This window comes from Xanthomonas sp. NCPPB 2586 (assembly GCF_041475775.2).
GTDB classification, from domain to species: domain Bacteria; phylum Pseudomonadota; class Gammaproteobacteria; order Xanthomonadales; family Xanthomonadaceae; genus Xanthomonas; species Xanthomonas campestris.
On record NZ_CM192981.1, the window covers coordinates 3,335,500 to 3,359,784 of the forward strand.

21 protein-coding genes and 1 other RNA gene are annotated in these 24,285 nt (G+C 65.3%); 17 read left to right on the forward strand and 5 right to left on the reverse strand.

Features of this window, described 5'->3' with window-relative positions; genetic code table 11:
• The first annotated feature begins 47 nt into the window (after positions 1-47).
• The 6 genes from frr (at position 48) to bamA (ending at position 7,227) form a co-directional block, all read left to right on the forward strand.
• Positions 48-605: a ribosome recycling factor gene (gene frr, locus ACCQ09_RS14460; protein ID WP_011036562.1), complete on the forward strand. Its 558-nt coding sequence runs from the start codon at positions 48-50 to the stop codon at positions 603-605.
• 17 nt (positions 606-622) lie between these two features.
• On the forward strand, positions 623-1,384 hold the full coding sequence (uppS, locus tag ACCQ09_RS14465) for a polyprenyl diphosphate synthase (protein ID WP_029216853.1): 762 nt from the start codon (positions 623-625) through the stop codon (positions 1,382-1,384).
• Positions 1,381-2,208 (forward strand): phosphatidate cytidylyltransferase, encoded by an 828-nt coding sequence (locus tag ACCQ09_RS14470; RefSeq protein ID WP_011036560.1) that lies wholly within the window; start codon positions 1,381-1,383, stop codon positions 2,206-2,208. The genes uppS and ACCQ09_RS14470 overlap by 4 nt, the downstream gene beginning before the upstream one ends.
• Positions 2,209-2,210: 2 nt before the next feature.
• Entirely contained in the window at positions 2,211-3,401 is a 1,191-nt protein-coding gene (locus ACCQ09_RS14475) for a 1-deoxy-D-xylulose-5-phosphate reductoisomerase (RefSeq protein WP_040941556.1), read from the forward strand.
• Between the two features lie 26 nt (positions 3,402-3,427).
• Positions 3,428-4,774: an RIP metalloprotease RseP gene (rseP, locus tag ACCQ09_RS14480; RefSeq protein ID WP_011036558.1), complete on the forward strand. Its 1,347-nt coding sequence runs from the start codon at positions 3,428-3,430 to the stop codon at positions 4,772-4,774.
• 83 nt (positions 4,775-4,857) lie between these two features.
• Positions 4,858-7,227, forward strand: a complete 2,370-nt coding sequence (gene bamA / locus ACCQ09_RS14485; protein ID WP_019237827.1) for an outer membrane protein assembly factor BamA — start codon at positions 4,858-4,860, stop codon at positions 7,225-7,227.
• Positions 7,228-7,308: 81 nt separating this feature from the next.
• On the opposite strand, the gene ACCQ09_RS14490 is transcribed toward bamA, so the two are convergent.
• Positions 7,309-7,509: a hypothetical protein gene (locus ACCQ09_RS14490; RefSeq protein ID WP_011269917.1), complete on the reverse strand. Its 201-nt coding sequence runs from the start codon at positions 7,507-7,509 to the stop codon at positions 7,309-7,311.
• Positions 7,510-7,636: 127 nt separating this feature from the next.
• On the opposite strand from ACCQ09_RS14490, the gene lpxD reads away from it, so the two are divergent.
• From lpxD to ACCQ09_RS14530, 8 genes are all read left to right on the forward strand, one after another.
• Complete coding sequence (gene lpxD / locus ACCQ09_RS14495) at positions 7,637-8,650, forward strand: UDP-3-O-(3-hydroxymyristoyl)glucosamine N-acyltransferase (protein ID WP_040941557.1); 1,014 nt, start codon at positions 7,637-7,639, stop codon at positions 8,648-8,650.
• On the forward strand, positions 8,647-9,108 hold the full coding sequence (gene fabZ, locus ACCQ09_RS14500; RefSeq protein ID WP_011036554.1) for a 3-hydroxyacyl-ACP dehydratase FabZ: 462 nt from the start codon (positions 8,647-8,649) through the stop codon (positions 9,106-9,108). Before lpxD ends, fabZ begins: the two co-directional genes overlap by 4 nt.
• Positions 9,109-9,129: 21 nt before the next feature.
• Positions 9,130-9,921: an acyl-ACP--UDP-N-acetylglucosamine O-acyltransferase gene (gene lpxA / locus ACCQ09_RS14505; RefSeq protein ID WP_011036553.1), complete on the forward strand. Its 792-nt coding sequence runs from the start codon at positions 9,130-9,132 to the stop codon at positions 9,919-9,921.
• Positions 9,918-11,234: a lipid-A-disaccharide synthase gene (lpxB, locus tag ACCQ09_RS14510; RefSeq protein ID WP_228428034.1), complete on the forward strand. Its 1,317-nt coding sequence runs from the start codon at positions 9,918-9,920 to the stop codon at positions 11,232-11,234. Before lpxA ends, lpxB begins: the two co-directional genes overlap by 4 nt.
• Complete coding sequence (gene rnhB, locus ACCQ09_RS14515; RefSeq protein ID WP_012438820.1) at positions 11,231-11,953, forward strand: ribonuclease HII; 723 nt, start codon at positions 11,231-11,233, stop codon at positions 11,951-11,953. The genes lpxB and rnhB overlap by 4 nt, the downstream gene beginning before the upstream one ends.
• Positions 11,954-12,218: 265 nt before the next feature.
• Entirely contained in the window at positions 12,219-15,812 is a 3,594-nt protein-coding gene (gene dnaE / locus ACCQ09_RS14520) for a DNA polymerase III subunit alpha (protein WP_040941559.1), read from the forward strand.
• A 161-nt stretch (positions 15,813-15,973) separates the two neighbouring features.
• Positions 15,974-16,933: an acetyl-CoA carboxylase carboxyltransferase subunit alpha gene (locus ACCQ09_RS14525; RefSeq protein WP_011036549.1), complete on the forward strand. Its 960-nt coding sequence runs from the start codon at positions 15,974-15,976 to the stop codon at positions 16,931-16,933.
• A gap of 57 nt (positions 16,934-16,990) precedes the next feature.
• Positions 16,991-17,746, forward strand: a complete 756-nt coding sequence (locus ACCQ09_RS14530; RefSeq protein ID WP_228428036.1) for a tetratricopeptide repeat protein — start codon at positions 16,991-16,993, stop codon at positions 17,744-17,746.
• Positions 17,747-17,872: 126 nt separating this feature from the next.
• On the opposite strand, the gene ACCQ09_RS14535 is transcribed toward ACCQ09_RS14530, so the two are convergent.
• A complete protein-coding gene (locus ACCQ09_RS14535) occupies positions 17,873-18,319 on the reverse strand; it encodes a CopD family protein (protein ID WP_011036547.1) in 447 nt (148 codons plus the stop codon).
• A 26-nt stretch (positions 18,320-18,345) separates the two neighbouring features.
• On the opposite strand from ACCQ09_RS14535, the gene ACCQ09_RS14540 reads away from it, so the two are divergent.
• Both ACCQ09_RS14540 and ACCQ09_RS14545 read left to right on the forward strand, forming a co-directional pair.
• A complete protein-coding gene (locus tag ACCQ09_RS14540; protein ID WP_115572751.1) occupies positions 18,346-18,993 on the forward strand; it encodes a methyltransferase in 648 nt (215 codons plus the stop codon).
• Positions 18,994-19,147: 154 nt separating this feature from the next.
• Positions 19,148-20,455: a polyhydroxyalkanoate depolymerase gene (locus ACCQ09_RS14545; protein WP_228428038.1), complete on the forward strand. Its 1,308-nt coding sequence runs from the start codon at positions 19,148-19,150 to the stop codon at positions 20,453-20,455.
• A gap of 211 nt (positions 20,456-20,666) precedes the next feature.
• Here the strand turns inward: ACCQ09_RS14545 and ACCQ09_RS14550 are convergent.
• The 3 genes from ACCQ09_RS14550 to ACCQ09_RS14560 form a co-directional block, all read right to left on the reverse strand.
• Positions 20,667-20,741, reverse strand: a non-coding RNA gene (locus tag ACCQ09_RS14550) — sX9 sRNA.
• A 247-nt stretch (positions 20,742-20,988) separates the two neighbouring features.
• Positions 20,989-21,900, reverse strand: a complete 912-nt coding sequence (locus tag ACCQ09_RS14555; protein ID WP_228428040.1) for a sensor domain-containing protein — start codon at positions 21,898-21,900, stop codon at positions 20,989-20,991.
• Complete coding sequence (locus ACCQ09_RS14560) at positions 21,897-22,259, reverse strand: PadR family transcriptional regulator (protein WP_016944172.1); 363 nt, start codon at positions 22,257-22,259, stop codon at positions 21,897-21,899. Before ACCQ09_RS14560 ends, ACCQ09_RS14555 begins: the two co-directional genes overlap by 4 nt.
• A 427-nt stretch (positions 22,260-22,686) precedes the next feature.
• On the opposite strand from ACCQ09_RS14560, the gene ACCQ09_RS14565 reads away from it, so the two are divergent.
• The gene (locus tag ACCQ09_RS14565) at positions 22,687-24,234 is read left to right on the forward strand and encodes an alginate export family protein (RefSeq protein WP_040941563.1); all 1,548 of its coding nucleotides are present in this window, start codon (positions 22,687-22,689) and stop codon (positions 24,232-24,234) included.
• Positions 24,235-24,285: the final 51 nt, after the last annotated feature.

The window sequence follows — 24,285 nt, forward strand, 5'->3', positions numbered from 1 at the left end:
GCTGGCGGCTATAATCGATCAATTACGATTCACCAGGACGTTCGGCGATGCTCAACCAGATCAAACAAGACGCGCAGACGCGCATGACCAAGAGCATCGATGCTCTGCGCCATTCCCTGACCACCGTGCGCACCGGCCGCGCCTCGCCGGCGCTGCTGGACAACATCAAGGTCAAGGCTTACGGCACCGACACCCCCCTCAATCAGGTCGCCAGCATCAGCGTCTCCGAAGGCCGCTCGCTAGTCATCAGCCTGTTCGACAAGGGCATGATCAAGGACGTCGAGAAGGCAATTTACGCCTCCGACCTGGGCCTGACCCCGACCGTGGTCGGCACCGTGATCCGCCTGAACCTGCCGCCGCTCACCGAAGAGCGCCGCAAGGAGCTGAGCAAGTCGGTGCATGGCGAAGGCGAAGACGCCAAGGTCGCCATCCGCAACATCCGGCGCGATGCCAACCAGCAGGTCAAGGATCTGCTCAAGGACAAGCAGGTCACCGAGGACGAAGCGCGCGGCGCCGAAGACGATATCCAGAAGCTCACCGACAAGGCCATCAAGGACGTGGATGAGGTCGTCAAGGGCAAGGAACAGGAATTGATGACGGTCTGACCGTGGCGTCCACTGCCATGCATTCGGAGCCCTCCGCTGTCGCGGTGCCGCGCCATCTTGCCATCATCATGGATGGCAACGGGCGCTGGGCGCAGCGTCGGCGGCGTCCGCGCGTGATCGGCCACCGTGCCGGCGCGCGGGCGGTCAACCGCACCATCGATTTCTGTCTCGATAAGGGCGTGTCGGCACTGACCTTGTTCGCGTTTTCCAGCGAGAACTGGGGCCGCCCGCAGGACGAAGTCGACGCACTGATGAAGCTGTTCCTGCATGCACTCGATCGTGGGGTCGAAGAGTTGCAGCGGCGTGGCGTGCAGGTGCGTTTCATCGGCGACCGCAGCCGCTTTACCGCGCCACTGCGCGACCGCATGGCCGGTGCCGAGCGCATCACCGCGGCTAACACGCGGCTGGTGCTGAGCATCGCCGCCAGTTATGGCGGCCGCCAGGACATCGCCATGGCCGCGCGTGCGCTGGCCGTCGAGGTCGCGGCAGGCCGGTTGCAGCCGGAGCAGATCGACGAAGCCTTACTGGCCAGCCGGGTCGCGCTGGCCGACCTGCCGGCGCCGGATCTGTTCATCCGCACCGGCGGCGACACCCGGATCAGCAATTTCCTGTTGTGGCAGCTCGCCTACACCGAGCTGTGGTTCACCGAAACCCTGTGGCCGGAGTTCGACGCCGGCGTGCTGCAACAGGCTCTGGACGACTACGCCGGGCGCGAACGCCGCTTCGGCCTGACCAGCGCCCAGATCGCCGAGAAGGCGACGGAGACGTCTTCCGCATGACCCAGACCCGTGTGATTGCCGCGCTGATCATGGCGCCGCTCGCCATCTGCGCGATCGTGCTGCTGCCCACCCAGTGGCTGGCGGCGCTGGCGGCGATCCTGTTCCTGACCGGGCTGTGGGAGTGGCTCAAGCTGTCCGGCATCGACGACAGCCTGCCGCGCACCGTGCTGCTGATGCTCAACCTGCTGCTGATGGTGCTGATGGTCTGGGCATCGGTCGGCTCGATGGTGCTGTTCCAGATCGCTGCCCTGGTGGGCGTGGGCTGGTGGCTGGTGGCGCTGCTGTGGCTGCGGTTCTTCAACTTCGGCGCCGACCACGGCAATGGCCAGGCACGCGCGCTCAAGCTGGCCGCCGGCACGCTGGCGGTCCTGCCGGCCTGGGCGGCGCTGGTGCTGCTGCACGCCAATCCCGACAAGGGCAACCTGTGGCTGCTGACCGCGCTGACCATGGTCTGGGCGGCCGACTCGGGCGCGTATTTCGCCGGGCGGCGGTTCGGCAAGCACAAGCTGGCACCGCGGATCAGCCCCAACAAGACCATCGAAGGCCTGCTGGGCGGGCTGGTCGCCGGTATTGCAGTGGCCTGCGCCTTCGGCTGGCTGGCCGGGCTGACCCTGGCGCATGTGCCGCAGCTGGTGCTGGTGGCCGCAGTCGCAGTCCTGGCCTCGGTGCTGGGCGATCTGTTCGAAAGCCTGCTCAAGCGGCATGCCGGCGCCAAGGATTCGGGCACGGTGATTCCCGGCCACGGCGGCGTACTGGATCGGATCGACGGCGTGCTCGCCGCGCTGCCGGTGTTCGCGCTCGGCAAGGAAATTCTCGGATTCTAGGCATGTCAGGTTCTTCTCTTCGTCGGGTCGCCGTGTTTGGCGCAACCGGCTCCATCGGTGCCTCGGCACTGGACGTGATTGCCCGGCATCCGGAGCGGCTGCGTGCCAGCGTGCTGTCGGCCGGCAGCAAGGTCGATGCGCTGCTGGCGTTATGCGTGCGGCACCGCCCCGCCCATGCGGTGATCGCCGACGCCGCGTTGTATCCGGCATTGCGCGACGGTTTGCGCGCCGCCGGCCTGACCACCCAGGCGCATGCCGGTGATCAGGCGTTGGATGCGCTGGCGGCCAGCGATGCCTGCGACACCGTGGTGGCGGCGATCGTCGGCGCCGCCGGCCTGTCGTCCACCCTGGCAGCCGCGGCCGCCGGCAAACGCCTGTTGCTGGCCAACAAGGAATCCCTGGTGCTGGCCGGCGAGCTGCTGACCCGCACCGCGGCTGCGGCCGGCGCGGAGATCATTCCGATCGACAGCGAGCACAGTGCGATCTTTCAGTGCCTGCGCTCCTGCGACGCCAGCCGCGGGGTGCGGCGGGTGATCCTGACCGCCTCCGGCGGGCCGTTCCGCGGCCGCCAGCGTGCGCAATTGGCCGAAGTGACGCCCGCCCAAGCGGTGGCGCACCCGAAATGGTCGATGGGCCCGAAGATCTCGGTCGACTCGGCCACGCTGATGAACAAGGGCCTGGAAGTGATCGAGGCGCACCATCTGTTCGGCCTGCCCGGCGAGCAGATCGACGTGCTGGTGCACCCGCAGAGCCTGGTGCATTCGTTGGTGGAATTCGTCGACGGCTCCACCCTGGCCCAGCTCGGGCTGCCGGACATGCGCACCACCCTGGCGGTCGGCCTGGCCTGGCCGGAGCGCGTCGAGTCCGGCGTCGGCGGCCTGGATCTGCTGCAACAGGGCCGGCTGGACTTCGAAGCTCCCGACACCGGGGCGTTCCCGTGCCTGCGCCTGGCCTGGGACGCCTTGCGCGCCGGCGGCACCGCGCCGGCCATCCTGAACGCGGCCAACGAAGTGGCTGTTTCAGCGTTTCTTCAGGGCAAGGTGGGTTTCCTAGCCATCCCTGCGTTGGTCGAACACACGCTGACAACGCTTCAGCGGCAGAATGCCGATACCCTGAATACTCTCCTTTTCGCCGATGCCGAAGCACGGCGAACCACTGAACGCGCCCTCGCCCATCATTCCCTTCATGCCTGATCGAACCACGCTGCCGAGTTGCATCCATGGGTGATTTCATCGGTTCGGTCTGGTGGATGATCGTCAGCCTGGGCGTGTTGGTGACCTTCCACGAATTCGGGCACTTCTGGGTCGCGCGCCGCTGCGGCGTCAAGGTGCTGCGTTTTTCGGTCGGTTTCGGCAAGCCGCTGTGGATGCGCCGCGACCGCCACGGCACCGAGTTCGCGATCGCCGCGATCCCGCTGGGCGGCTACGTGAAGATGCTCGACGAGCGCGAAGGCGAGGTGCACCCGGCCGAGCGTGAGCAGGCCTTCAACCGCAAGACGGTGTGGCAGCGCATCGCGATCGTGGCCGCCGGGCCGATCGCCAACCTGCTGCTGTGCATGGTCATGCTGTGGGCGATGTTTGTGATCGGCAAGCAGGATTACTCGGCCACCGTCGGCCGCGCCGATGGGCTGGCCGCCGCCGCCGGGCTGGTGCCGGGCGAGCGCATCGTGCGCATCGATGGCCGCAGCGTCAGCAGCTGGAGCGATGCCAGCATGCAGCTGACCACCGCGGCCATGGACCGCCGCGACGTGCAGGTGCTGACCGCAGCGGAGGAAGGCGGCAACAGCGAGCACACGCTGCGCCTGTCGCAGCTGCCGGCGGGGTTCGACGAGCGCCGCGTGGCCACGCTGGCCGGCATCGGCTGGCAGTTCATGCTGCAGCCGCCGGTGGTGGACAAGGTGGTCGCCGGCTCGGCGGCCGACGGCGTTCTCAAGCCGGGCGACCGGATCGTGGCCATCGACGGCCAGCCGATCCGCTCGGCCGGCGAAGTGCCCGCCCAGCTCCAGGCGCTGGGCACGCAGGGCGGCACCGGCATGATCGAGGTCGCGCGCGAGGACGACCGGCTGGCGCTGGAAATTGCCCCGCGCAAGTCGCCCGAAGGCCAGTGGATGCTGGGCGTGGGGTTTGCGGCCACCGCGGCGCCGGCCTACGACAGCCGCCAGCAATACGGGGCGTTTGCCGCGGTACCCGCCGCGATCCGCGAAACCGGCAAGATGACCGCCGATTCGCTGGGCATGATGAAGCGCATGCTGACCGGCCAGGCCTCGGTGAAGAACATTTCCGGCCCGGTCACCATCGCCCGCGCCGCCAACGCCTCGGCCGAACGCGGCGTGGACTGGTTCCTGTATTTCCTGGGCCTGCTCTCGCTCAGCCTGGCCATCATCAACCTGATGCCCATCCCAATCTTGGACGGTGGGCACCTGCTGTATTACCTTATTGAGTTGGTCAAGGGCAGCCCGATCAGCGAACGGGCCATGATCGCCGGGCAATATGTCGGCCTCGCGGTCCTGGCAGGCTTGATGGGTCTGGCGTTCTACAACGACATCCTCGGCCTGGTTCCACGATGAAGCTGCTCCACTCTTTCCGCCTGTTGTCGTCGTCATACGCCGGCACCCAGCAACACCCGCAATCGACTCCAACCGGATGTGACATGACGCGTCTTCCCACTCGCCGCCTGCTTGCCCTCGCTCTTGCCGCCGGCCTCAGCCTGCCAGCCGCCGCAGCCCTGGCCGCCGAGCCGTTCGTCGCCAGCGACATTCGCGTGGACGGCCTGCAGCGCATTGCATCCGGCACCGTGTTCACCTACCTGCCGGTGAACCGTGGCGATACCGTGGACGATGGCAAGGTCGCCGACTCGATCCGCGCGCTGTACCGCACCGGCTTCTTCGAAGACGTGCAGCTGGATCGCCAGGGCAACATCCTGGTCATCACGGTCAAGGAACGCCCGGCGATCAACAAGCTCACCGTGACCGGCAACAAGGACATCAAGTCCGAAGAGCTGCTCAAGGGCCTGGGCGACATCGGCCTGACCGAAGGCGGCACCTTCGACCGTCTGAGCCTGGACCGCGTGACCCAGGAGCTGACCCGTCAGTACAACAACCGCGGCAAGTACAACGTCGAGATCACCCCGACGGTCAGCCCGCTGGACCGCAACCGCGTCGATGTAGCCATCGCGATCAAGGAAGGCAAGGCGGCCAAGATCCGCCACGTCAACCTGATTGGTACGGAAAAGTTCGCCAACGAAGACATCCTGGAAAACTGGGAATCCAAGGAGCACAACTGGGCCTCGTGGTACCGCCGCGACGACCAGTACTCCAAGGAAAAGATGTCCGGCGACCTGGAGAAGCTCAACTCCTGGTACCTGGACCGTGGCTATGTCGACTTCAGCGTCGACTCCACCCAGGTGTCGATCAGCCCGGACAAGCGCGACATGTTCGTCAGCGCCGGCGTGACCGAGGGTGAGCAGTACAAGATTTCCGAGATCAAGGTCACCGGCGACACTGTATTGCCGCAGGCCGACATCGAGCGCCTGGTGATCCCCAAGGCCGGCGACATCTTCTCGCGTGCCTTGCTGGAATACACCTCCGATGCCATCACCAACACGCTGAGCAACGTCGGCTACGCCTTTGCCAAGGTCAACCCGATCCCCACGCCGAACCGCGAAGACCGCACCGTTGCAGTGAACCTGCAGGTCGTGCCGGGGCCGCGCGTGTCGGTGCGCCGCATCCTCTACAAGGGCAACAGCCGCACCTCCGACGAGGTCTTGCGCCGCGAAATGCGCCAGTTCGAGAACACCTGGTACTCGCAGGCCGCGATCGACCGTTCCAAGATCCGTCTGCAACGCCTGGGCTACTTCGAGAGCGTGGACGTGGAAACCCCCGCGGTGCCGGGCAGCAACGACCAGGTGGACGTGGTCTACAACGTCAAGGAAACCACCTCAGGCAGCTTCGTCTTCGGCCTGGGCTTCTCGCAAGCGTTCGGCGTGACCACCTCGGTGCAGCTGTCGCAGAACAACTTCCTGGGCGGCGGTAACCGGGTGGCAGTGGAAGCCTCGCGCAGCACCTTCCAGCAGCGCTATGCATTCTCCTACACCAATCCGTTCTTTACCGACGACGGCGTGTCGCTGGGCTACAACCTGTCGTGGCGAGAGCTGGACTATTCTGACTTCAATACCGCCCAGTTCAACAGCACGAATGGGTCGGCACAGGTGGTGTTCGGCGTGCCGATCACCGAGAACGATACTGTCTCGGCGATGATCGGCGTCGATAGCAATCAGATCACTACCTTCCCGGGTACGACGCCGCAGGCAATTGTCGACTACATTCAAGCGATCGGCACCGATACTTTCAAGGCCGTGCGGACTGAGTTCGGTTGGGCGCGTGATACTCGCAACGACTTCTTTATGCCGACGCGCGGCATGTATCAGCGTGTTGGCCTGGAAACCACGCTTCCTGGTTCCACGGTGGAGTACTACAAGCTTAATTATCAGATTTCGAACTACTGGCCGATCATTCCTGCGATTGTTCTCAATACGCGGTTTGAGTTGGGCTATGGCGACAGCTACGGCAAGGACAGTTCTGGCGTAATCACCAACGCCGACGGCACCACGCGTCCGGTCACCGCCACCGGCCTGCCCTTCTACGAGAACTTCTACGCTGGCGGTACCAATTCGGTGCGCGGCTTCGAAGACAACACGCTGGGACCGCGCTCGGAGGCGATCAACGGATTCAACCGTGGTCAGCCACTCGGCGGCTCGTTGAAAACGGTGGGCTCGGTGGAAATGTATTTCCCGAAGTTGTTCGACAGCCCGTCGGCGCGCATCTCGGCGTTCTTCGACTTCGGCAACGTTTACAGCGACGTGGATGCTTTCAAGGCCAATGAGCTGCGTGCCTCAACCGGTGTCGCACTCCTGTGGCGCGCCCCGGTCGGCCCGATTTCGATCAGCTATGCGTTCCCGCTGAAGAAGGAAGACAACGACGAAATCGAGCGTCTGCAGTTCACCTTCGGCGGCCAGTTTTAAATCGTACGCAGCAAAACAATGGCGGCCCGACTACTCGGGCCGCCATTGTTTGTTTACACCAGGTCTGTTTTCGGCACTGACTCAGTAGGTGCTGAGGTAGTTGCTCCACACGGTGCCCAGGCAGTCGGCGGTGCCGCTCCAATCGGAGCTGTTGACGCACTGGACCTGCTGGTCCCACAGGCTCTGCGCATTGGCTTGCTGTTCCGAGAAGTCATACGCGGAGGCGGTGCTGACCGCACCCAGCAGGACCAGGCTTCCGAAGACGGAGAGGACAGTTTTCATATGCTTCTTCCTAGGTGTGCCGCACGATTGCGACCACGCAAGGGATACGCCCGGAGTTTTAGTCACTTGTTGGTTGCGTTTTCTTTTCGTAAAACCAGCGCCTTCATGTTTAGAAGAGGTTCACCTGATGCGTTTGACCGCCAGTGAGATTGCCGCGCAATTTGGTCTGACCGTTGTCGGCGATGGCGCCACCGAAGTCAGCGGTGTCGCCACCCTGGCGCACGCGGGACCAGGGCAGCTGAGCTTCCTGGCCAATCCGCGCTATCGCCCGCAGTTAGCCGAAACGCAGGCGTCAGTGGTGATCCTGCGCGCTGACGATGCCGAGTCTGCGCAGGGCACAGCCCTGGTTGCCAAGGACCCGTACACCGCATTCGCCAAGATCGCCGCGCTATTCGATGTCGCGCCGGTGCGTGCGCCCGGCATCCATGCCTCCGCGGTGATCGACCCGACCGCCACCGTGTCGCCAACTGCGCATGTCGGCCCGTTTGTGAGCATTGGCGCGGGCAGCCGCGTGGGCGATGGTTGCGTGATCGGCGCCGGCAGCATCATCGGCGAAGACTGCGTGGTCGATGACGGATGCGAACTGATTGCCCGCGTTACCCTGGTGACCCGTGTTCGCCTGGGCAAGCGCGTGCGCGTGCATCCCGGCGCGGTGCTCGGCGCCGACGGCTTTGGCCTGGCGATGGACGCTGGCCACTGGATCAAGGTGCCGCAGCTGGGCGGCGTGGTGATCGGCGACGATTGCGAAATTGGCGCCAACACCTGCATCGACCGCGGCGCGCTGGAAGACACCGTGCTGGAAGAAGACGTGCGCGTGGACAACCTGGTGCAGATTGCGCACAACTGCCGCATCGGCGCGCACAGTGCGATCGCCGGCTGCACCGGTATCGCCGGCAGCGCAAAGATCGGCCGCTATTGCCTGCTGGGCGGCCACGTTGGCGTGGTTGGCCATCTGGAGATCTGCGACAAGGTGGTCATCACCGGCAAGTCGGTGGTGCGCAATTCCATCCATGAGCCCGGCGAGTACTCGTCCGGCACCCCTCTCACCGACAATCGCACGTGGCGCAAGAATGCCGCGCGCTTCAAACAACTCGATGCGCTGGCAAGGCGCATTCTGGCTGTGGGCAAGGAGAACCAATGAGTCACCCCATTTACGAGCTGCCGATCGACGTCAATCAGATCCAGACGCTGATCCCGCACCGCTACCCGTTCCTGCTGATCGACCGCGTCATCGAGCTGGACCTGGAAGCCAAGCGCATCGTCGGGCAGAAGAACGTCACCATCAACGAGCCGTTCTTTCAGGGGCACTTCCCGACCCGTCCGGTGATGCCGGGTGTGCTGATCATCGAAGCGCTGGCGCAGGCCGGCGGCGTGATGACCCAGCTCGGCCTGGGCCGCGATGCGCTGTCCAAGCTGTTCTACATGGTCAAGGTCGACAACGCCCGCTTCAACAAGCAGGTGGTGCCGGGGGATGTGCTGATCCTGGAGGTGCAGATGAAGCGCCTGATCCGCAACATGGGATGCTATTACGGCGAAGCCAAGGTCAACGGCGAAATCGTGGCCAGTGCCGAAGTCATGTGCGCCGGCGCCAGGGAATAACCCGTTTTTGGAGGTGAGACGATGCGTGATCAGGCACCCTTGATTCATCCCACCGCTGTCATCGACCCTGCGGCGCGGCTGGCCAGCGATGTGCGCGTCGGCGCGTTTTCGCTGATCGGCGCAGACGTGGAGATCGGCGCCGGCACCGAGGTGGGGCCGCATTGTTCGATCCACGGGCCTACCCGGATCGGCAGCAACAACCGCTTCATCGGCCACGCCGCGATCGGCGGCGAACCGCAGGACAAGAAGTACGCCGGCGAGCGCACCGAACTGGTGATCGGCAACGGCAACGTGATCCGCGAGTTCGTCACCATCAACCGCGGCACCGGCGGCGGCGGCGGCATCACCGTGGTCGGCGACGACAACTGGATGCTGGCCTACACGCACGTGGCGCACGACTGCCACGTCGGCAATCACTGCGTGTTCTCCAACAACACCACGCTGGCCGGCCACGTCACCGTGGGCGACTACGTGATCATCAGCGGGTTTGCCGGCGCGCATCAGTTCTGCCGGATCGGCGCGCACGCCTTCCTGGGCATGGGCGCGCTGACCAATGGCGACGTGCCGCCCTTCACCATGGTGGGCAGCGACTCGCTGGGCCGCCCGCGCGGCATCAACAGCGAAGGGCTCAAGCGCCGCGGCTTCGATGCCGAGCGGATCTCCGCAATCAAGCGCGCCTACCGCACGCTGTATGTGGCCGGCCTGCCGCTGGCCGAAGCAAAGCTGCAGCTGGCCGAACAGGCCCGCGACAGCGACGACGTGCGAGGGCTGCTCGAGTTCATCGAGGCGGCGGAACGGCCGCTGCTGCGATGACCGGAATCGGGAATCGGGAACCGGAACACGGTGCAGGTGCGCACGTTGGCGCGGCCGTCTCCGTCCCGGATGCCGCATCGATTCCCCATTCCCCACTCCCGATTCCCGGCGCGCGCATGCGCGCTCCACGTATCGCCCTGATCGCCGGCGAAGCATCCGGCGACATCCTCGGTGCCGGCTTGATTGACGCACTGCGCCGCCGCTATCCCGATGCCGAATTCGTCGGTATCGGCGGCGATGCGATGCGCAGTGCCGGATGCCAGACCTGGTTCGACGCCAGCGAGCTGGCGGTGATGGGCCTGACCGAAGTGCTGCGGCATCTGCCGCGCCTGCTGAAATTGCGCAGCGCCTTTCGCGAGCGCGTGCTGGCGTGGAAGCCGGATGTCTTCATCGGCATCGACGCGCCCGACTTCAATCTGCCGGTGGAACGCTGGCTCAAGCAGCGCGGCGTGCGCACCGTGCATTACGTGAGCCCCTCGGTGTGGGCCTGGCGCGAGAAGCGTGCCGAGAAGATCGGCGTCAGCGCCGACCTGGTGTTGTGCCTGTTCCCGATGGAGCCGCCGATCTACGCCAGGCACGGCGTGGATGCGCGCTTCGTCGGCCACCCGATGGCCGATGCCATTGCCTACCAGGCCGACCGCGAGGCCGCACGCGCCAAGCTGGGGCTGTCGACCTCCAGCACCGTGCTGGCGGTGCTGCCAGGCAGCCGGCATGGCGAAATCAGCCGGCTGGGCGACACCTTCTTCCAGGCGGCCAGGCTGGTCTCCGAGCATTTGCCCAACCTGCACGTGCTGGTGCCGGCCGCCAATCCGGGCTGCAAGCAGTTGCTGGCCGAGCAGTTGTCGCGCAGTTCGTTGCCGGTGATGCGCTCGCACCTGCTCGATGGCCAGGCGCGCACCGCGATGCTGGCCGCCGACGTGGTGCTGCTGGCCTCCGGCACCGCCACCCTGGAAGCGATGCTGGTCAAGCGGCCGATGGTGGTGGGCTACAAGGTCGCGCCGCTCACCTACCGCATCGTCAAGACGCTGGGCCTGCTCAAGGTCAACCGCTATGCCCTGCCCAACATCCTGGCCAACGAAGACCTGGCGCCGGAGCTGATGCAGGACGACTGCACCCCGGAGCGCCTGTGCGTGGCCCTGCTGGACTGGTTCAAGCACCCGGAAAAAGTCGCCGGCCTGCAGTCACGCTATCTGGCCCTGCATGCGCAGCTGCGCCAGGACGCCTCGGCGCGCGCGGCCGAGGCGGTGGCTGAGCTGCTGACGCAGCGGGAATCGGGAATCGGGAATCGGGAATCGGGAGGAGCGGGGTCATGACGCGCTCAAGCTCCGACCGCGCGATCGTCGTTCCGGCGGCGCAGAACGCGCTGTTTACCGATTCCCCATTCCCGACTCCCGATTCCCGCCTCATTGCCGGCGTCGACGAAGCCGGCCGTGGTCCGCTGGCCGGGCCGGTGGCCGTGGCTGCGGTGGTGTTCGACCCGGCCAAGCCGCGCATCAACGGGCTGGACGATTCCAAGCAGCTCAGCGCCGAGCGCCGTGAGCAGCTGTATGCCCGCATCGTCGACCGCGCGCTGGCCTGGTCGGTGGTGCTGATCGACAGCGAAGAGATCGACCGCATCAACATCTACCAGGCCACCATGCTGGGCATGCGCCGTGCGGTAGAAGGCGTGGCACACGTGGCCGGGTTCGCGCGCATCGACGGCAACCGGGTGCCCAAAGGGCTGCCCTTCCCGGCCGAGGCATTGATCGGCGGCGATGCACTGGACCGCGCCATCATGGCGGCCTCGATCGTGGCCAAGGTCACCCGCGACCGGCTGATGCGCGAGCTGCATGCGCAGCACCCCGAATACCGCTTCGACCTGCACAAGGGCTATAGCACTCCGGCCCATCTGGCAGCCCTGCAGACCCACGGGCCGTGCCCGCAGCACCGGCGCAGCTTCGCCCCGGTGCGCCGCGCCCTGGGGCTGGAGACCGCCCAAACCGCCTGGGACGTGCCCTGCGCGCCTGCCGACGGACTGCTGCTGGCCGAGTAAGCCGATCCATTGCCGTCTGCCGGTCGCCGGTCGCCGGTCGCCGGTCGCCGGGTCGCCGGTCGCCGGGTCGCCACTACGAGGCTCTCGCGCTCGCCACGCAGCTTGCGCATCCACCCGCCTGCACACCGGCGCAACCCGCCGCCGCCTGAACCACCCGCGCCGCCCAGCCCCTGCCCCGCCTGGGCGCGGCGCGTGAACCATGCTGTCAAGCCTTGTTCCACCCGCCCGCCGTCGCTACCCTGACCGCGCATTATTCCGGTCTCGCATGTCCACTTCTCGCTTCGTCCATCTGCACGTCCACACCGAGTTCTCGTTGGCGGATTCCACCATCCGCGTGCCCGAGAAACCGGATCAGGCTGACCCGAAAAAAGCCAAGCAGGCCAACCTGCTGAGCCGCGCGGTCGAACTCGACCTGCCCGCGCTGGCGGTCACCGACCTGAACAACCTGTTCGCCCTGGTCAAGTTCTACAAGGCCGCCGAAGGCGTGGGCATCAAGCCCATCGCCGGCGCCGACGTGATGATCGCCACGCCGGACATGACGCCCTGGCGCATGACCCTGCTGTGCCGCGACCGCGAAGGCTACCTGAGCCTGTCGCGGCTGCTCACCCGCGCCTGGATGGAAGGCCACCGCCCTGAAGGCGGCGTGGCGATCCACCCCGAATGGCTGCAGGCCGGGCATGCCAACCTGTTCGCCCTGGCCGGCCGCGACAGCCTGGCCGGGCGGCTGTTCGCCGAAGGCCGCGCCGACCTGGCCGAGCAGCAGCTCGCCGACTGGCAGCGTGTGTTCGGCGACGGCCTGCACCTGGAACTGACCCGCACCGGCCGCGAGGGCGAGGAGCGTTTCAACCAGTTCGCGCTGCATGCGGCTGGCGTGCGCGGCCTGCCGGTGGTCGCCAGCAACGATGTGCGCTTTCTGTATGCCAGCGACTTTGCAGCGCACGAAGCGCGCGTGTGCATTTCCTCCGGCCGCGTGCTGGACGACCCCAAGCGCCCGCGCGACTACAGCGACCAGCAATACCTCAAGTCCAGCGAGGAAATGGCCGCGCTGTTCGCCGATGTGCCCGACGCCATCGACAACACGCTGGCGCTGGCGCAGCGCTGCAACATCGAAATGCGCCTGGGCACTTACTTCCTGCCCGCCTACCCGGTGCCGGAAGACGAAACCCTGGACAGCTGGATTCGCAGCCAGTCGCGCGACGGTCTGGCCGCGCGCCTGGAAAAGAATCCGATCGCGCCCGGCAAGACCCGCCAGGACTACGTTGACCGGCTCGAATTCGAGCTGGACACCATCATCAAGATGGGCTTCCCCGGCTACTTCCTGATCGTGGCCGACTTCATCCAGTGGGGAAAGAACCAGGGCATCCCGATCGGCCCGGGCCGCGGCTCCGGCGCTGGCTCGCTGGTGGCGTGGGCGCTGCAGATCACCGATCTGGACCCGCTGCCGTACAACCTGCTGTTCGAGCGCTTCTTGAATCCAGAGCGCGTGTCGATGCCCGACTTCGACATCGACTTCTGCATGGACCGCCGCGACGAGGTGATCGACTACGTCGCGCGCAAATACGGCCGCGAGCGGGTCAGCCAGATCATCACCTACGGCACCATGGCCGCCAAGGCGGTGGTGCGCGACGCCGGGCGCGTGCTTGGCTTCACTTACGGTCTGGTCGACAGCGTGGCCAAGCTGATTCCCAACATCCTGGGCATCACGCTCAAGGACGCGATGGGCGAAGGCAAGGACTCGGAGATGGCTTCGCCGGAGCTGATCCAGCGCTACCAGGTCGAGGACGATGTCCGCGACCTGATGGACCTGGCGCGCCAGCTCGAAGACCTCACCCGCAACGCCGGCAAGCACGCCGGCGGCGTGGTGATCGCGCCCGAACCGTTGAGCGAATTCTGCCCGCTGTTCGCCGAACACGACGAAGGCGGCCGCGGCAAGAATCCGGTCACCCAGTTCGACAAGAACGACGTGGAAGAAGTCGGCCTGGTGAAGTTCGACTTCCTGGGCCTGCGCACGCTGACCATCATCGATTGGGCGGTGAAGGCGATCAACGTGCGCCACGCACGTGCCGGCATCGACCCGGTCGACATCACCGCCATTCCGCTGGACGATGCGCCCACCTACAAGGGCGTGTTTGCCTCGGGTAACACCGGTGCGGTGTTCCAGTTCGAATCCTCGGGCATGCGCCGCCTGCTCAAGGACGCGCGCCCGGACCGCTTCGAAGACCTGATCGCGCTGGTGTCGCTGTACCGGCCCGGCCCGATGGACCTGATCCCGGACTTCAACGCGCGTAAGCACGGCCAGCAGGACATCATCTATCCCGATCCGCGCACCGAAGCGATCCTGAAAGACACCTACGGCATCATGGTGTATCAGGAGCAGGTGATGCAGATGGCGCAGATCGTCGGCGATTATTCGCTGGGCGGCGCCGACCTGTTGCGTCGTGCGATGGGCAAGAAGGTGCCGGCTGAAATGGCCAAGCACCGCGAAATTTTCCGCGAAGGCGCGGCCAAGGGCGGCGTAAGCGCGCAGAAGGCCGATGAAATCTTCGACCTGATGGAGAAGTTCGCCGGCTACGGCTTCAACAAGTCGCACGCCGCCGCCTATGCGCTGGTCAGTTACCAGACCGCCTGGCTCAAGCGTCACTATCCGGCCGAATTCATGGCGGCCACGTTGTCCTCGGATATGGACAACACCGACAAGGTGGTGGGCTTTCTCGATGAGGTGCGCAACCTCGGCCTCACCGTGCTGCCGCCGCGCGTCAATGAGTCGGCCTACATGTTCGAGGCCGCCAGCCCCGACACCATCCAGTACGGTCTGGGCGCGATCAAGGGCGTTGGCCAGGGCGCGTGCGAGGCCATCGTCGAAGAGCGCCTGCGCAACGGCCCCTACACCACGCTGCTGGATTTCTGCACGCGCGTGGGCACCGCAAAGCTCAATCGCCGCACGCTGGAAGCGATGATCAACGCCGGTGCGATGGACGGGCTGGGCAAGAACCGCGCCTCGCTGATGCTGCAATTGCCGGAAGTGATGAAGGCCACCGAGCAGATGGCACGCGAACGTGCCTCCGGCCAGAACTCGCTGTTCGGCGGGCCCGACCCGAGCGCGCCGGCGATGCGCCTGGACCTGCCCGAAAGCAAGGAATGGCCGCTGGGCCAGTTGCTCACCGGCGAGCGCGAAACACTGGGCTTCTACCTCAGCGGGCATCCGTTCGATCCGCATCGCGACGAAGTGCGCGAACTGGTCGGCTGCGACCTGAGCGCGCTCGACAAGATCCTGGCCTCGCAGCAGCGCGGCGGCGGCGGTGGAGGCGGCGATGGTGAAAAGCGCGCCTGGCGTCCTGAAGTCAGCGCCATCCTGGCCGGCCAGGTGGTGGGCGTGCGCCGCAAGGGCGACAGCCAGGTGTTCGTGCAACTCGAAGATGGCCGCGGCCGGGTGGAATGCAGCGCGTTTTCCGATGCGATGGCCGAGTTCGGCCACCTGCTCACCCGTGACCGCATCCTGATCATCAAGGGCGGCCTGCGCGAGGATGAGTTCAACGGCGGCTACAGCCTGCGCATCCGCCAATGCTGGGACTACGAGCAGATCTGCGCCGACCACGCGCAGCGGCTGTCATTGCGCCTGGATCTGCGCGAGAAACAAGCCTGGTCCCGTATCGACACGTTGCTGGCCAAGCACCGCCCCGGCAAGACGCCGCTGCGCCTGGACCTGCTGCTGCGCTCGCCGGCCGGCGGCGTGGCCGGCATGCTCGACCTCAACGGCAGCCACTCGGTGCGCATCGACCAGCAACTGATGGACAGCCTGCGCGCCGACCCGGCCGTGCGCACGTTGAAGGTCAAGTACAGCCCGCCGTGGGCGCAGTGAATCGGGAATCGAGAATGGGGAATCGCAACAGCAGAGCAGCCAGCCGCCCTGCTTTGATTCCCCATTCCCCATTCCCCATTCCCGATTCTCCCAACGCCCCCGTACGGGCCGCAGACACCGCTTCAGCTACACTCCCCGCCTTACGTTGACGACGCCATTGCATGAATCCTAACTACCTCGACTTCGAGCAACCCATCGCCGATCTGGAAGCCAAGATCCAGGAGCTGCGCAAGGCCAGCACCGGCCCTGCAGTGAATGTCGATGCGGAAGTGCGTGCCTTGCGCGACAAGCTGCGCGTGCGTACTGCGCAGATTTTTCGCGACCTGTCGGCCTGGCAGGTATCGCAGCTGGCGCGCCATCCGCAGCGCCCGTACACGCTGGACTACATCAACACCATGTGCGACGAATTCCAGGAACTGGCCGGCGACCGCGCCTATGCCGACGACAAGGCGATTGTCGGTGGCCTGGGCCGCATCGATGGCCGCCCGGTGGTCATCATCGGGCACCAGAAAGGCCGCGATACCAAGAGCAAGGTGGCGCGTAATTTCGGCATGCCGCGCCCGGAAGGCTATCGCAAGGCGCTGCGCCTGATGAAGCTGGCCGAACGCTTCCGCCTGCCGCTGCTGACCTTCATCGACACCCCCGGCGCCTACCCCGGCATCGGTGCGGAAGAGCGCGGCCAGTCCGAGGCGATCGCACGCAACCTGATGGAAATGGCCGAGCTGAAAGTGCCGGTGATCTGCACGGTGATCGGCGAAGGCGGCTCCGGCGGCGCGCTGGCGATCGGCGTGGGCGACCGCACCCTGATGCTGGAATACGGCACCTATTCGGTAATTTCGCCCGAAGGCTGCGCGTCCATCCTGTGGAAGGATGCCGCCAAGGCCAAGGACGCCGCCGAACAGCTCGGCCTCACCGCCAAGCGCTTGAAGGGCCTGGGCCTGGTCGACAAGGTGATCCGTGAACCCACCGGCGGCGCGCACCGCAATCCGGAACAGATGGGCAAGCGGCTCAAGGCCGTGTTGCTCAACGAACTGGACGCGCTGGAAAAAGTGCCGGTGGACGCGCTGATGCAGCAACGCTACGAGCGCCTGCGCAGCTACGGCGCCTACGAAGGGCATTGAGTCACAGGTCATGATCGCCGCGCGAATGCGCGGCCACGGAATGGAATCCTTGCACCGATGAGCCCTCTCCTGCTGCTGTCGCTGGTTCTGCAAGCCGCCTGCTGCGTACATGTCGTGCGCAGCGGCCGTCCGCTGTACTGGATCTTCCTGCTGCTGGCGTTTTCGTTGCTGGCGGTGCTGGTCTACGTGTTCGTGGCGGTGATTCCAGACCTGCGCAACGACCCGAACGCGCGTCGCAGCCTCGAACGCGTGCGTAGCAAACTGGACCCGCAACGCGAACAGCGCGACGCCTCGCGCCGCCTGGACGTGGCCGACACCCCGGAAAACCGCCGCCAGCTCGCCGAAACGCTGCTGGCCCAAGGCGATTACGCCCAGGCCGCCGAGCACTTCCAGGGCGCGCTGCGCGGCTTGTATCGCGACGATCCGCACCTGATGCTCGGGCTGGCCAAGGCGCAGTTCGGGCTCGGCCAGCCGGCCCAGACACGCCAGACCCTGGATGCGTTGATCGCAGCCAATCCCACCTTCCGCTCGCACGATGGGCACCTGCTGTATGCCCGTGCGGTAGAAGACAGCGGCGACATCGACGCCGCCCTGCACGAGTACGAAACGCTGGCGCAGGGCTACCCGGGCGAAGAAGCGCGCGTGCGGTATGCACAGCTGCTGCAGCGCACCGCGCGTACCGACCAGGCCAAGGCAATGTACGAGCAGGTGCTACGCCACGCTGGGGCCTCGCCCAAGCATTACCAGCGCGAACAACGCGGCTGGGTCGAGCTGGCGCGCAAGGGCTTGAGCGAGTTGGGCACTACGGCGTAAGCGCTGCGTTGCACTGTCCGCGTCAGTGCGGCAAGGCGATGCGTTGTGATCGCCCCACAGATCTGTCTTCTCGCAAGATCGATCACCAAGTCTGATGGCCAGGCGACGTCGCCGCCAGAGCCGCCCTCAGAACGGCTTGGCCAGCACCAGCCAGATCACGCCCACCAGCAACACCACCGGCACTTCGTTGAACAGGCGCAACGCGCGCCCGCTGGGCAGTGCCCGGCCCTGGTCCACGCCCTTCAACCAACGCCCGGCCACGATGTAGTGCGCCAGGATCAGCGCGACGGCAAACAGCTTGGCGTGCAACCAGCCGCCAGCCACCATCGTGGGGAAGTCCGGGATCACCCGGTAACCCAGCCACAGCACCGCGCCCAGCAACAGCGCCAGCCCAAGCATGCTGTGACCGAATTTGTAGAGCCGCCGCCCCATCAGCACCAGGCGCGCACGCACGGCGGTGTCGGTGCCGGCTTCGGCGATGTTGACCAGGATGCGGGGCAGATAGAACACCGCGGCCATCCAGGCGATGACGAACAACAGGTGGAAGGTCTTGATCCACAAATACAGGGTCATGCGCTGGCTCCGCTGGCTCGCGTAGGATGGCCCGCATTTTCACCTATCCGCTCGCGCGAAAGCGCATCTGCATGCACAAGCCCGACGACAAACCGTACGACGCTACCTACTTCACCCGCTGGTACCGCGATGCGGGGCTGGCAGACCCTGCGCGCCTGCGGCGAAAGGTCGCACTGGCCGTGGCCCAGGCCGAGTACTACCTGGAGCGCCCGATCCGCACCGTGCTCGATGTGGGCTGCGGCGAAGCCGCCTGGCGTGCACCACTGCTGGCGCTGCGCCCGAAGCTGCAGTACCTGGGGTTCGATAGCAGCGAGTACGCGGTGCAACGCTACGGGCGCAGCCGCCAGATCCACCCGGCCCGCTTCGGCGACTTTGCCTGGTTGCGTCCCTGCGCGCCGGTGGATCTGCTGATCTGCTCGGACGTGCTGCATTACGTGCCCACGCGCGAGTTCAACCAGGGCCTTCCCGGCCTGGCCGAGATGTGTGCCGGGGTGGCCTTTCTGGAAACCTTTGCCGAAGAGGACGCCTTCGAAGGCGACCATGAGGGCTTCCAGGCGCGGCCGGCACGCTGGTACCGGCGCCGCTTCGCCAGCGTGGGCTTCACTGCACTTGGCTCGCATTGCTGGCTGTCGCCGCAGTTGCGGGGCGAGGCGGCGGCGCTGGAGCACAGCTGAGCAGGGCCGCAGCGCACTCCACCCGACCGCACGCTGGCCGCGTCGCGTTAGCACAGTTGACTTGACGGCCTCTACCGTCCGCAGCCCCATTAAGGTGCAAATGCGCCAAACCGGGTATGCTGCGCGGCAGCAAAGAGCCGCACGGATGGGTGGAATGCTTTATCAACTGCATGAGCTGACCCGCAATCTGCTAGCCCCCTGGGTGTATCAGGCCCAGGCGAACGCCAAGATGTTTTCCGACCCCGACAGCCTGTGGGCCTCGCTCCCGGGCGCCGAGCGCATGGCGGCCAGCAACGAGCTGTTCCATCGTCTAGGCAAGGAATACGAAAAGCCCGCCTGGGCGCTCGACGATGTCGAGGTGGATGGCCACTCGCTGCCCATCATCGAACGCGAGGTGCTGAGCAAGCCGTTCTGCCGCCTGCTGCGCTTCAAGCGCTTCAGCGACCATGTCGAGCTGATCGGCACGATGAAGCAGCAGCCGGCCGTGCTGGTGGTGGCGCCGTTGTCTGGCCACCACGCCACGCTGCTGCGCGACACCGTGCGGACCCTGCTGCGTAACCACAAGGTCTACGTGACCGACTGGGTGGACGCGCGCATGGTGCCGCTGGAAGCCGGCGCGTTCCGGCTTGAGGACTACATCGCCTACATCCAGGAATTCATTCGCCACATCGGTGCCGAGCGCCTGCATGTAGTGAGCGTGTGCCAGCCCACCGTGCCGGTGCTGGCGGCGGTGTCGCTGATGGCGTCCAACGATGAGCCCACCCCGCGCTCGCTGGTGATGATGGGCGGGCCGATCGATGCGCGCCGCAGCCCGACCCAGGTCAACAACCTGGCGACCGAAAACGGCATCGAGTGGTTCCAGAACAACCTGATCCACACCGTGCCGTTCCCGTATCCGGGCCATGGCCGTCAGGTGTATCCAGGCTTCCTGCAGCACGCCGGCTTCCTGTCGATGAACCCTAACCGGCACGTGATGTCGCACTGGGATTTCTACACCGACCTGGTCAAGGGCGACCTGCAGGATGCACAGGCGCATCGCCAGTTCTATGACGAATACAACGCCGTGCTGGACATGCCGTCGGAGTACTACCTGGACACCATCCGCGTGGTGTTCCAGGAATTTCTGCTGCCGCAAGGCAAGTGGAAGGTGGATGGCCAGCTGGTGATGCCGTCGGCAATTCGCAACACTGCCTTGCTGAGTATCGAAGGCGAGCTGGACGACATCGCCGGCCTGGGCCAGACCGAAGCCGTGCATGATCTGTGCACCGGCATCGACGCGGCGCACCGTCGCCACTTGGTGGTGGAAGGCGCCGGCCATTACGGCATCTTCAGCGGCCGTCGCTGGCGCGAGGTGGTGTACCCGCAAGTGCGCGAGTTCATTGCCCGCTACGACGCCGACCCGGTTGGCAGCCGCGACCCGGCGACCGTCACGCCGATCCGCAAACGCGGCAAGCGCGCCTGATCGCCGCCATAGGCGCTCCCGGTCTTGCGATCGGGAGCGCTTTTTTATGCCTGTTTTCTAGCAACACTTCCGCGTGAGCGCGTTGATCTGCAGCATGCGTTTGGCTGCTGTCGATCGGGCTTCACAGTGCATGGTTGGTCGCGCATGGCCTGCAGACTGATCGCCTGGTTCTAGCGTCCATCAAACCATCGTAGCGGCGCTGGCTAAGAGCGGCTAACAAAACGTAGCGAGCAGTCGTCAGGTGGGTGCGCACGGCGCGGAGGAACCGGAATGTACTCGGGTACATGCCGATTCCGAGCACTGGCCGCGCCCGCCTGGCGGCTGCGCAGTCGTTTTGATAGCTGCTCTAAGTCGTCATTCGCGGCGCGTGCACTGTAGATCACTGCCCTGCACTGCAGGTCGCCCGTGGCCGTCGCTGCAAAAAACGTCAACAGCGACGCCAATCACCGCGGTGACCCAGGCATCGGCACTTCCGTCGCAAGCGCCATCGCACCTCTTCGCCGAATGCGAAACGACCTCACGCGCGAATGCACTCAGCCCTCGCCGCTCTTGACCAACAGATGCTTGGCCAGCATGCCGTGCAAGCTGCCAAGTCCACGCGCCAGGTGCAGCGTTGCGAACAACAGCAGGACGCCGAGCACGCACACCGGCACCGACAGCCATCCACTCGCATACGCCGTGTCGCCGAAGGAAAACAGCACGCCGGTATCCAGCAACGCCAGCAGCGGTGCTGCGGCAAAGCCCAGCGACAGTGACAACAAGGTCACGATCACGGTGAAGTAGAGGCTGCCCAGCGGCAGCATCAGCAGGAAGTACAGCATCGTGCTCCAGGTGCGCGCGTCGGTGAACATTGCGCCGATGCGCTGCAACCAGCTACCCGGGATGCCCGGATGTGGCGGCCGACGCGGCATGCGCACGCCCAACAGGGTTTCCACCACCCGCCCTTCCACCAGCGACAGCAGCCGCACCGAGCCGAAGAACAGCACCAGCAGCGGCACGCCAATGATCAAGATCAGCAACCCTGCCGACAGACTGGCACCGGTGACCACCCAGCTGAAATAGAACACGCCGGTGACCAGCGACAACAGCAGATAGAACAGCGCGCCATAGGTACGCGGATCGGCGGCCACGCCGAAGAAACTGCCGATCCACGAACTCCGCTTGGGCGGCAGTGGCGGGCGCAATGCACGTGTCACTGTGACTTCGGTTTCGCGGTAGATCTCGGCCACTTCGTCGGGCGCGCCGTAGCTGCCAGCCACACCGGCAATCACCTCGGCCTCGCTCTTGCCGGCTTGCTCGGCCAGTTCGGCGCGCAGGTATTCCTCGGCGTCGTAAAGCGCGTCCTGGAGCATCGCCGGGTCAGCGCCGGCCAACGCGTGACGCAACTGCGTGAGGTAATCGGGAATGGTGGTCGGCAGCGGACGCGGTGGCGTAATCGTGTTCATGAGTGGGTCCCTTCCAGCACAGAGTCGACGGAATCGCGGGTGGCACGCCAGGCGGCCGTCCACGCGCGCAGGCAATCACGCCCGGTTTCGGTAATGCGGTAATAACGACGTGGCGGGCCGGACGCCGATGGCTCGACATGGCTCTGCAACAGCCCGGCCCCTTCCAGGTTGCGCAGCACCGGATACAGCGCGCTCTGCTTGCCGCTGAGCACACCGTCCAGCCGCTCCAGCCGCTTGGCGATGAGGTAGCCGTACAGCGGCGCATCGGCCTGGGCCAGCACCGCCAGCAACGCCAACGACACCGTGCCGGCGCTGAGCTCCTTCTGAAATTTCTTCAGATAGGCATCCGGATCGTTCATTGCCACCTCCGCACTAGGTCGAAGGCAATGCTATGTAGAAGTTGGGTATAGCGAATGTGCCGGTAGTCATGTAGCCGGGAATTGGGAGTGGGGAATCGGGAATCGCAACGGCGGTGCACGTGATCTGCCAGTCGCGAGTCAAATCCACGCTTGTGATGTTCTGCCGCACACGCGCTTTATGTGCGTGAGCCCGCGTTCTTTTTAATCAGTCGACCTAGGCGACGACTGCACGCCTTTGCAATTCCCCATTCCCGATTCCCCATTCCCCATTCCCATCCCTGTCGCGCTCGCATTGCCAAACCCAAGTACGTTCATGAGCTTAGAACCTTTGGGTTACTGCCTTTCCTGTACGGCTCCACTACAGTCGGTGACCCCTGTGCCGATAAACCTCGCTCAGGTGGTTTTCACTTTTTGATGGGGTAACAAGATGCGATTTGCGCGTTCGGCACGGCCGTCCATGGCTGACACTTCCTTTGGCGCCACCAAGTGCCTGTGCCTGGCGATCGGGTTGTCGCTTTCGGGCGTGAGCATTGCGCAGCAGGCGCAGACAGCCGCGCCCGCGATCGAACAGCCGCAGGCCGAACCGGCCAAGACGCCGGCACCGCCCGCACCCACCGGTTATCCGCTGGAAGCGCAGGGCTGGGGGGCCAAGCAGGGCGGCAACATGTGGCAGGTGCGCTGGGCCGAAGACTGGTCGTATCTGAAAGATCCCTCCAAGCGAAAGAGCCCGTTTGATCCGCTCAAGTTCATTCCGTTGAGCGAGTCCGGCGATGTGTATCTGACGCTTAACAACGAACTGCGCGTGCGCAGCAATACCGTGACCAACCCCGGCCTGATTCCGGGCAGCCACTCGCAGCAGCAGTATCTGTTCCGTGCGTTCTTTGGCGCCGACCTGCACGTGGGCGAGCACTTCCGTCTTTACACGGAACTGGCCCATGGCAGCCTGGACGGGCGCAATGAAGGCGCCAAGACCGGCACGCAGGAAAACAACGCGATCCTGCAGCAGGTGTTCTTCGACGTGAAGGGCCAGGTTGCCGAAACCGACCTCGGCCTGCGCGTTGGCCGCCAGGTGTTTGTGGACGGGCCGACCACCTTGATGGCACTGCGCGACAACACCGACATCTTCGTGACCTTCAATGGCGTGCGCGCCTGGGCGATCGGCGAGAAGACACGTGTGGACGTGTTCGATTTCAACTTCAACCTGGATGGCACCGAGGGTTTGGGCGATGACCGCATCGACCGCTCGCGGCATTTCCGCGGCGTGGTGGGGGGCTATCGCCTGCCGACAGCCAAGCCGATGTATCTGGAGCCGTTCTTCTATCAATTTCGCAACGACAACCAGGTGTGGGGCCGCCAGACCGCCGAAGAAAACCGCAATTACTACGGCCTGCGGTTGTGGGGCAATGTGGGCAAGCTGCGCACCGATTCGTTCGTGACCGTGCAGCGCGGCAGCTTCGGCGGACGCGACCTGCGCGCCTACATGGCCAGCACCTCCAATGCCTGGACGTTGAGCGACAGCGGCTGGAAACCGCGCCTGGGCTTCCATAGCGAAATCGCCTCCGGCGGCGGTGGCACCTCCGGCACCGGCACCTTGCGCAACAACAATTTCCTCTACGGCAACACCATCTATTTCAGCTGGGCCACGTTCTTCGGCCCGGTCAATCTGGTGACCGCCGCGCCCACATTCACCTTCTCGCCCACCCCCAAGATCACCGTGAATCTGGAGTGGGAAACCCTGTGGCGGCAGACCACCAGCGATGCCATCTACAACAACCAGGCACGCGCCTACGCACGCACGCAGAACACCGGCGAGCGCCGTATCGGCACCATGCCGCGCATCAACGCCACCTGGAACATCGACCCGAACTGGTCGGTGACCTTCCGCGCCGAGCATCTGATGGCCGGCCCGGCACTGGAAAAAGCCGGCTACGGCGACTCCACTTTCGTGATGGGCTGGTTGAACTTCCGCTTCTAGGCAAGCGCGGCGCACCGCCGCACGATGCTGATCACACCGCGCAGCCGCCCG

Bases quoted from the DNA above. Each gene is read 5' to 3' on its own strand.
- ACCQ09_RS14530 (WP_228428036.1), top strand. From the start codon at position 16,991: ATGAGCCCTCTCCTGCTGCTGTCGCTGGTTCTGCAAGCCGCCTGCTGC.
- ACCQ09_RS14475 (WP_040941556.1), top strand. From the start codon at position 2,211: ATGTCAGGTTCTTCTCTTCGTCGGGTCGCCGTGTTTGGCGCAACCGGC.
- ACCQ09_RS14565 (WP_040941563.1), top strand. From the start codon at position 22,687: ATGCGATTTGCGCGTTCGGCACGGCCGTCCATGGCTGACACTTCCTTT.
- lpxA (WP_011036553.1), top strand. From the start codon at position 9,130: ATGCGTGATCAGGCACCCTTGATTCATCCCACCGCTGTCATCGACCCT.
- ACCQ09_RS14470 (WP_011036560.1), top strand. From the start codon at position 1,381: ATGACCCAGACCCGTGTGATTGCCGCGCTGATCATGGCGCCGCTCGCC.
- dnaE (WP_040941559.1), top strand. From the start codon at position 12,219: ATGTCCACTTCTCGCTTCGTCCATCTGCACGTCCACACCGAGTTCTCG.
- ACCQ09_RS14555 (WP_228428040.1), bottom strand. From the start codon at position 21,900: ATGAACACGATTACGCCACCGCGTCCGCTGCCGACCACCATTCCCGAT.
- rseP (WP_011036558.1), top strand. From the start codon at position 3,428: ATGGGTGATTTCATCGGTTCGGTCTGGTGGATGATCGTCAGCCTGGGC.
- ACCQ09_RS14545 (WP_228428038.1), top strand. From the start codon at position 19,148: ATGCTTTATCAACTGCATGAGCTGACCCGCAATCTGCTAGCCCCCTGG.
- lpxD (WP_040941557.1), top strand. From the start codon at position 7,637: ATGCGTTTGACCGCCAGTGAGATTGCCGCGCAATTTGGTCTGACCGTT.
- ACCQ09_RS14490 (WP_011269917.1), bottom strand. From the start codon at position 7,509: ATGAAAACTGTCCTCTCCGTCTTCGGAAGCCTGGTCCTGCTGGGTGCG.
- lpxB (WP_228428034.1), top strand. From the start codon at position 9,918: ATGACCGGAATCGGGAATCGGGAACCGGAACACGGTGCAGGTGCGCAC.
- frr (WP_011036562.1), top strand. From the start codon at position 48: ATGCTCAACCAGATCAAACAAGACGCGCAGACGCGCATGACCAAGAGC.
- uppS (WP_029216853.1), top strand. From the start codon at position 623: ATGCATTCGGAGCCCTCCGCTGTCGCGGTGCCGCGCCATCTTGCCATC.
- ACCQ09_RS14525 (WP_011036549.1), top strand. From the start codon at position 15,974: ATGAATCCTAACTACCTCGACTTCGAGCAACCCATCGCCGATCTGGAA.
- ACCQ09_RS14535 (WP_011036547.1), bottom strand. From the start codon at position 18,319: ATGACCCTGTATTTGTGGATCAAGACCTTCCACCTGTTGTTCGTCATC.
- ACCQ09_RS14540 (WP_115572751.1), top strand. From the start codon at position 18,346: ATGGCCCGCATTTTCACCTATCCGCTCGCGCGAAAGCGCATCTGCATG.
- rnhB (WP_012438820.1), top strand. From the start codon at position 11,231: ATGACGCGCTCAAGCTCCGACCGCGCGATCGTCGTTCCGGCGGCGCAG.
- bamA (WP_019237827.1), top strand. From the start codon at position 4,858: ATGACGCGTCTTCCCACTCGCCGCCTGCTTGCCCTCGCTCTTGCCGCC.
- ACCQ09_RS14560 (WP_016944172.1), bottom strand. From the start codon at position 22,259: ATGAACGATCCGGATGCCTATCTGAAGAAATTTCAGAAGGAGCTCAGC.
- fabZ (WP_011036554.1), top strand. From the start codon at position 8,647: ATGAGTCACCCCATTTACGAGCTGCCGATCGACGTCAATCAGATCCAG.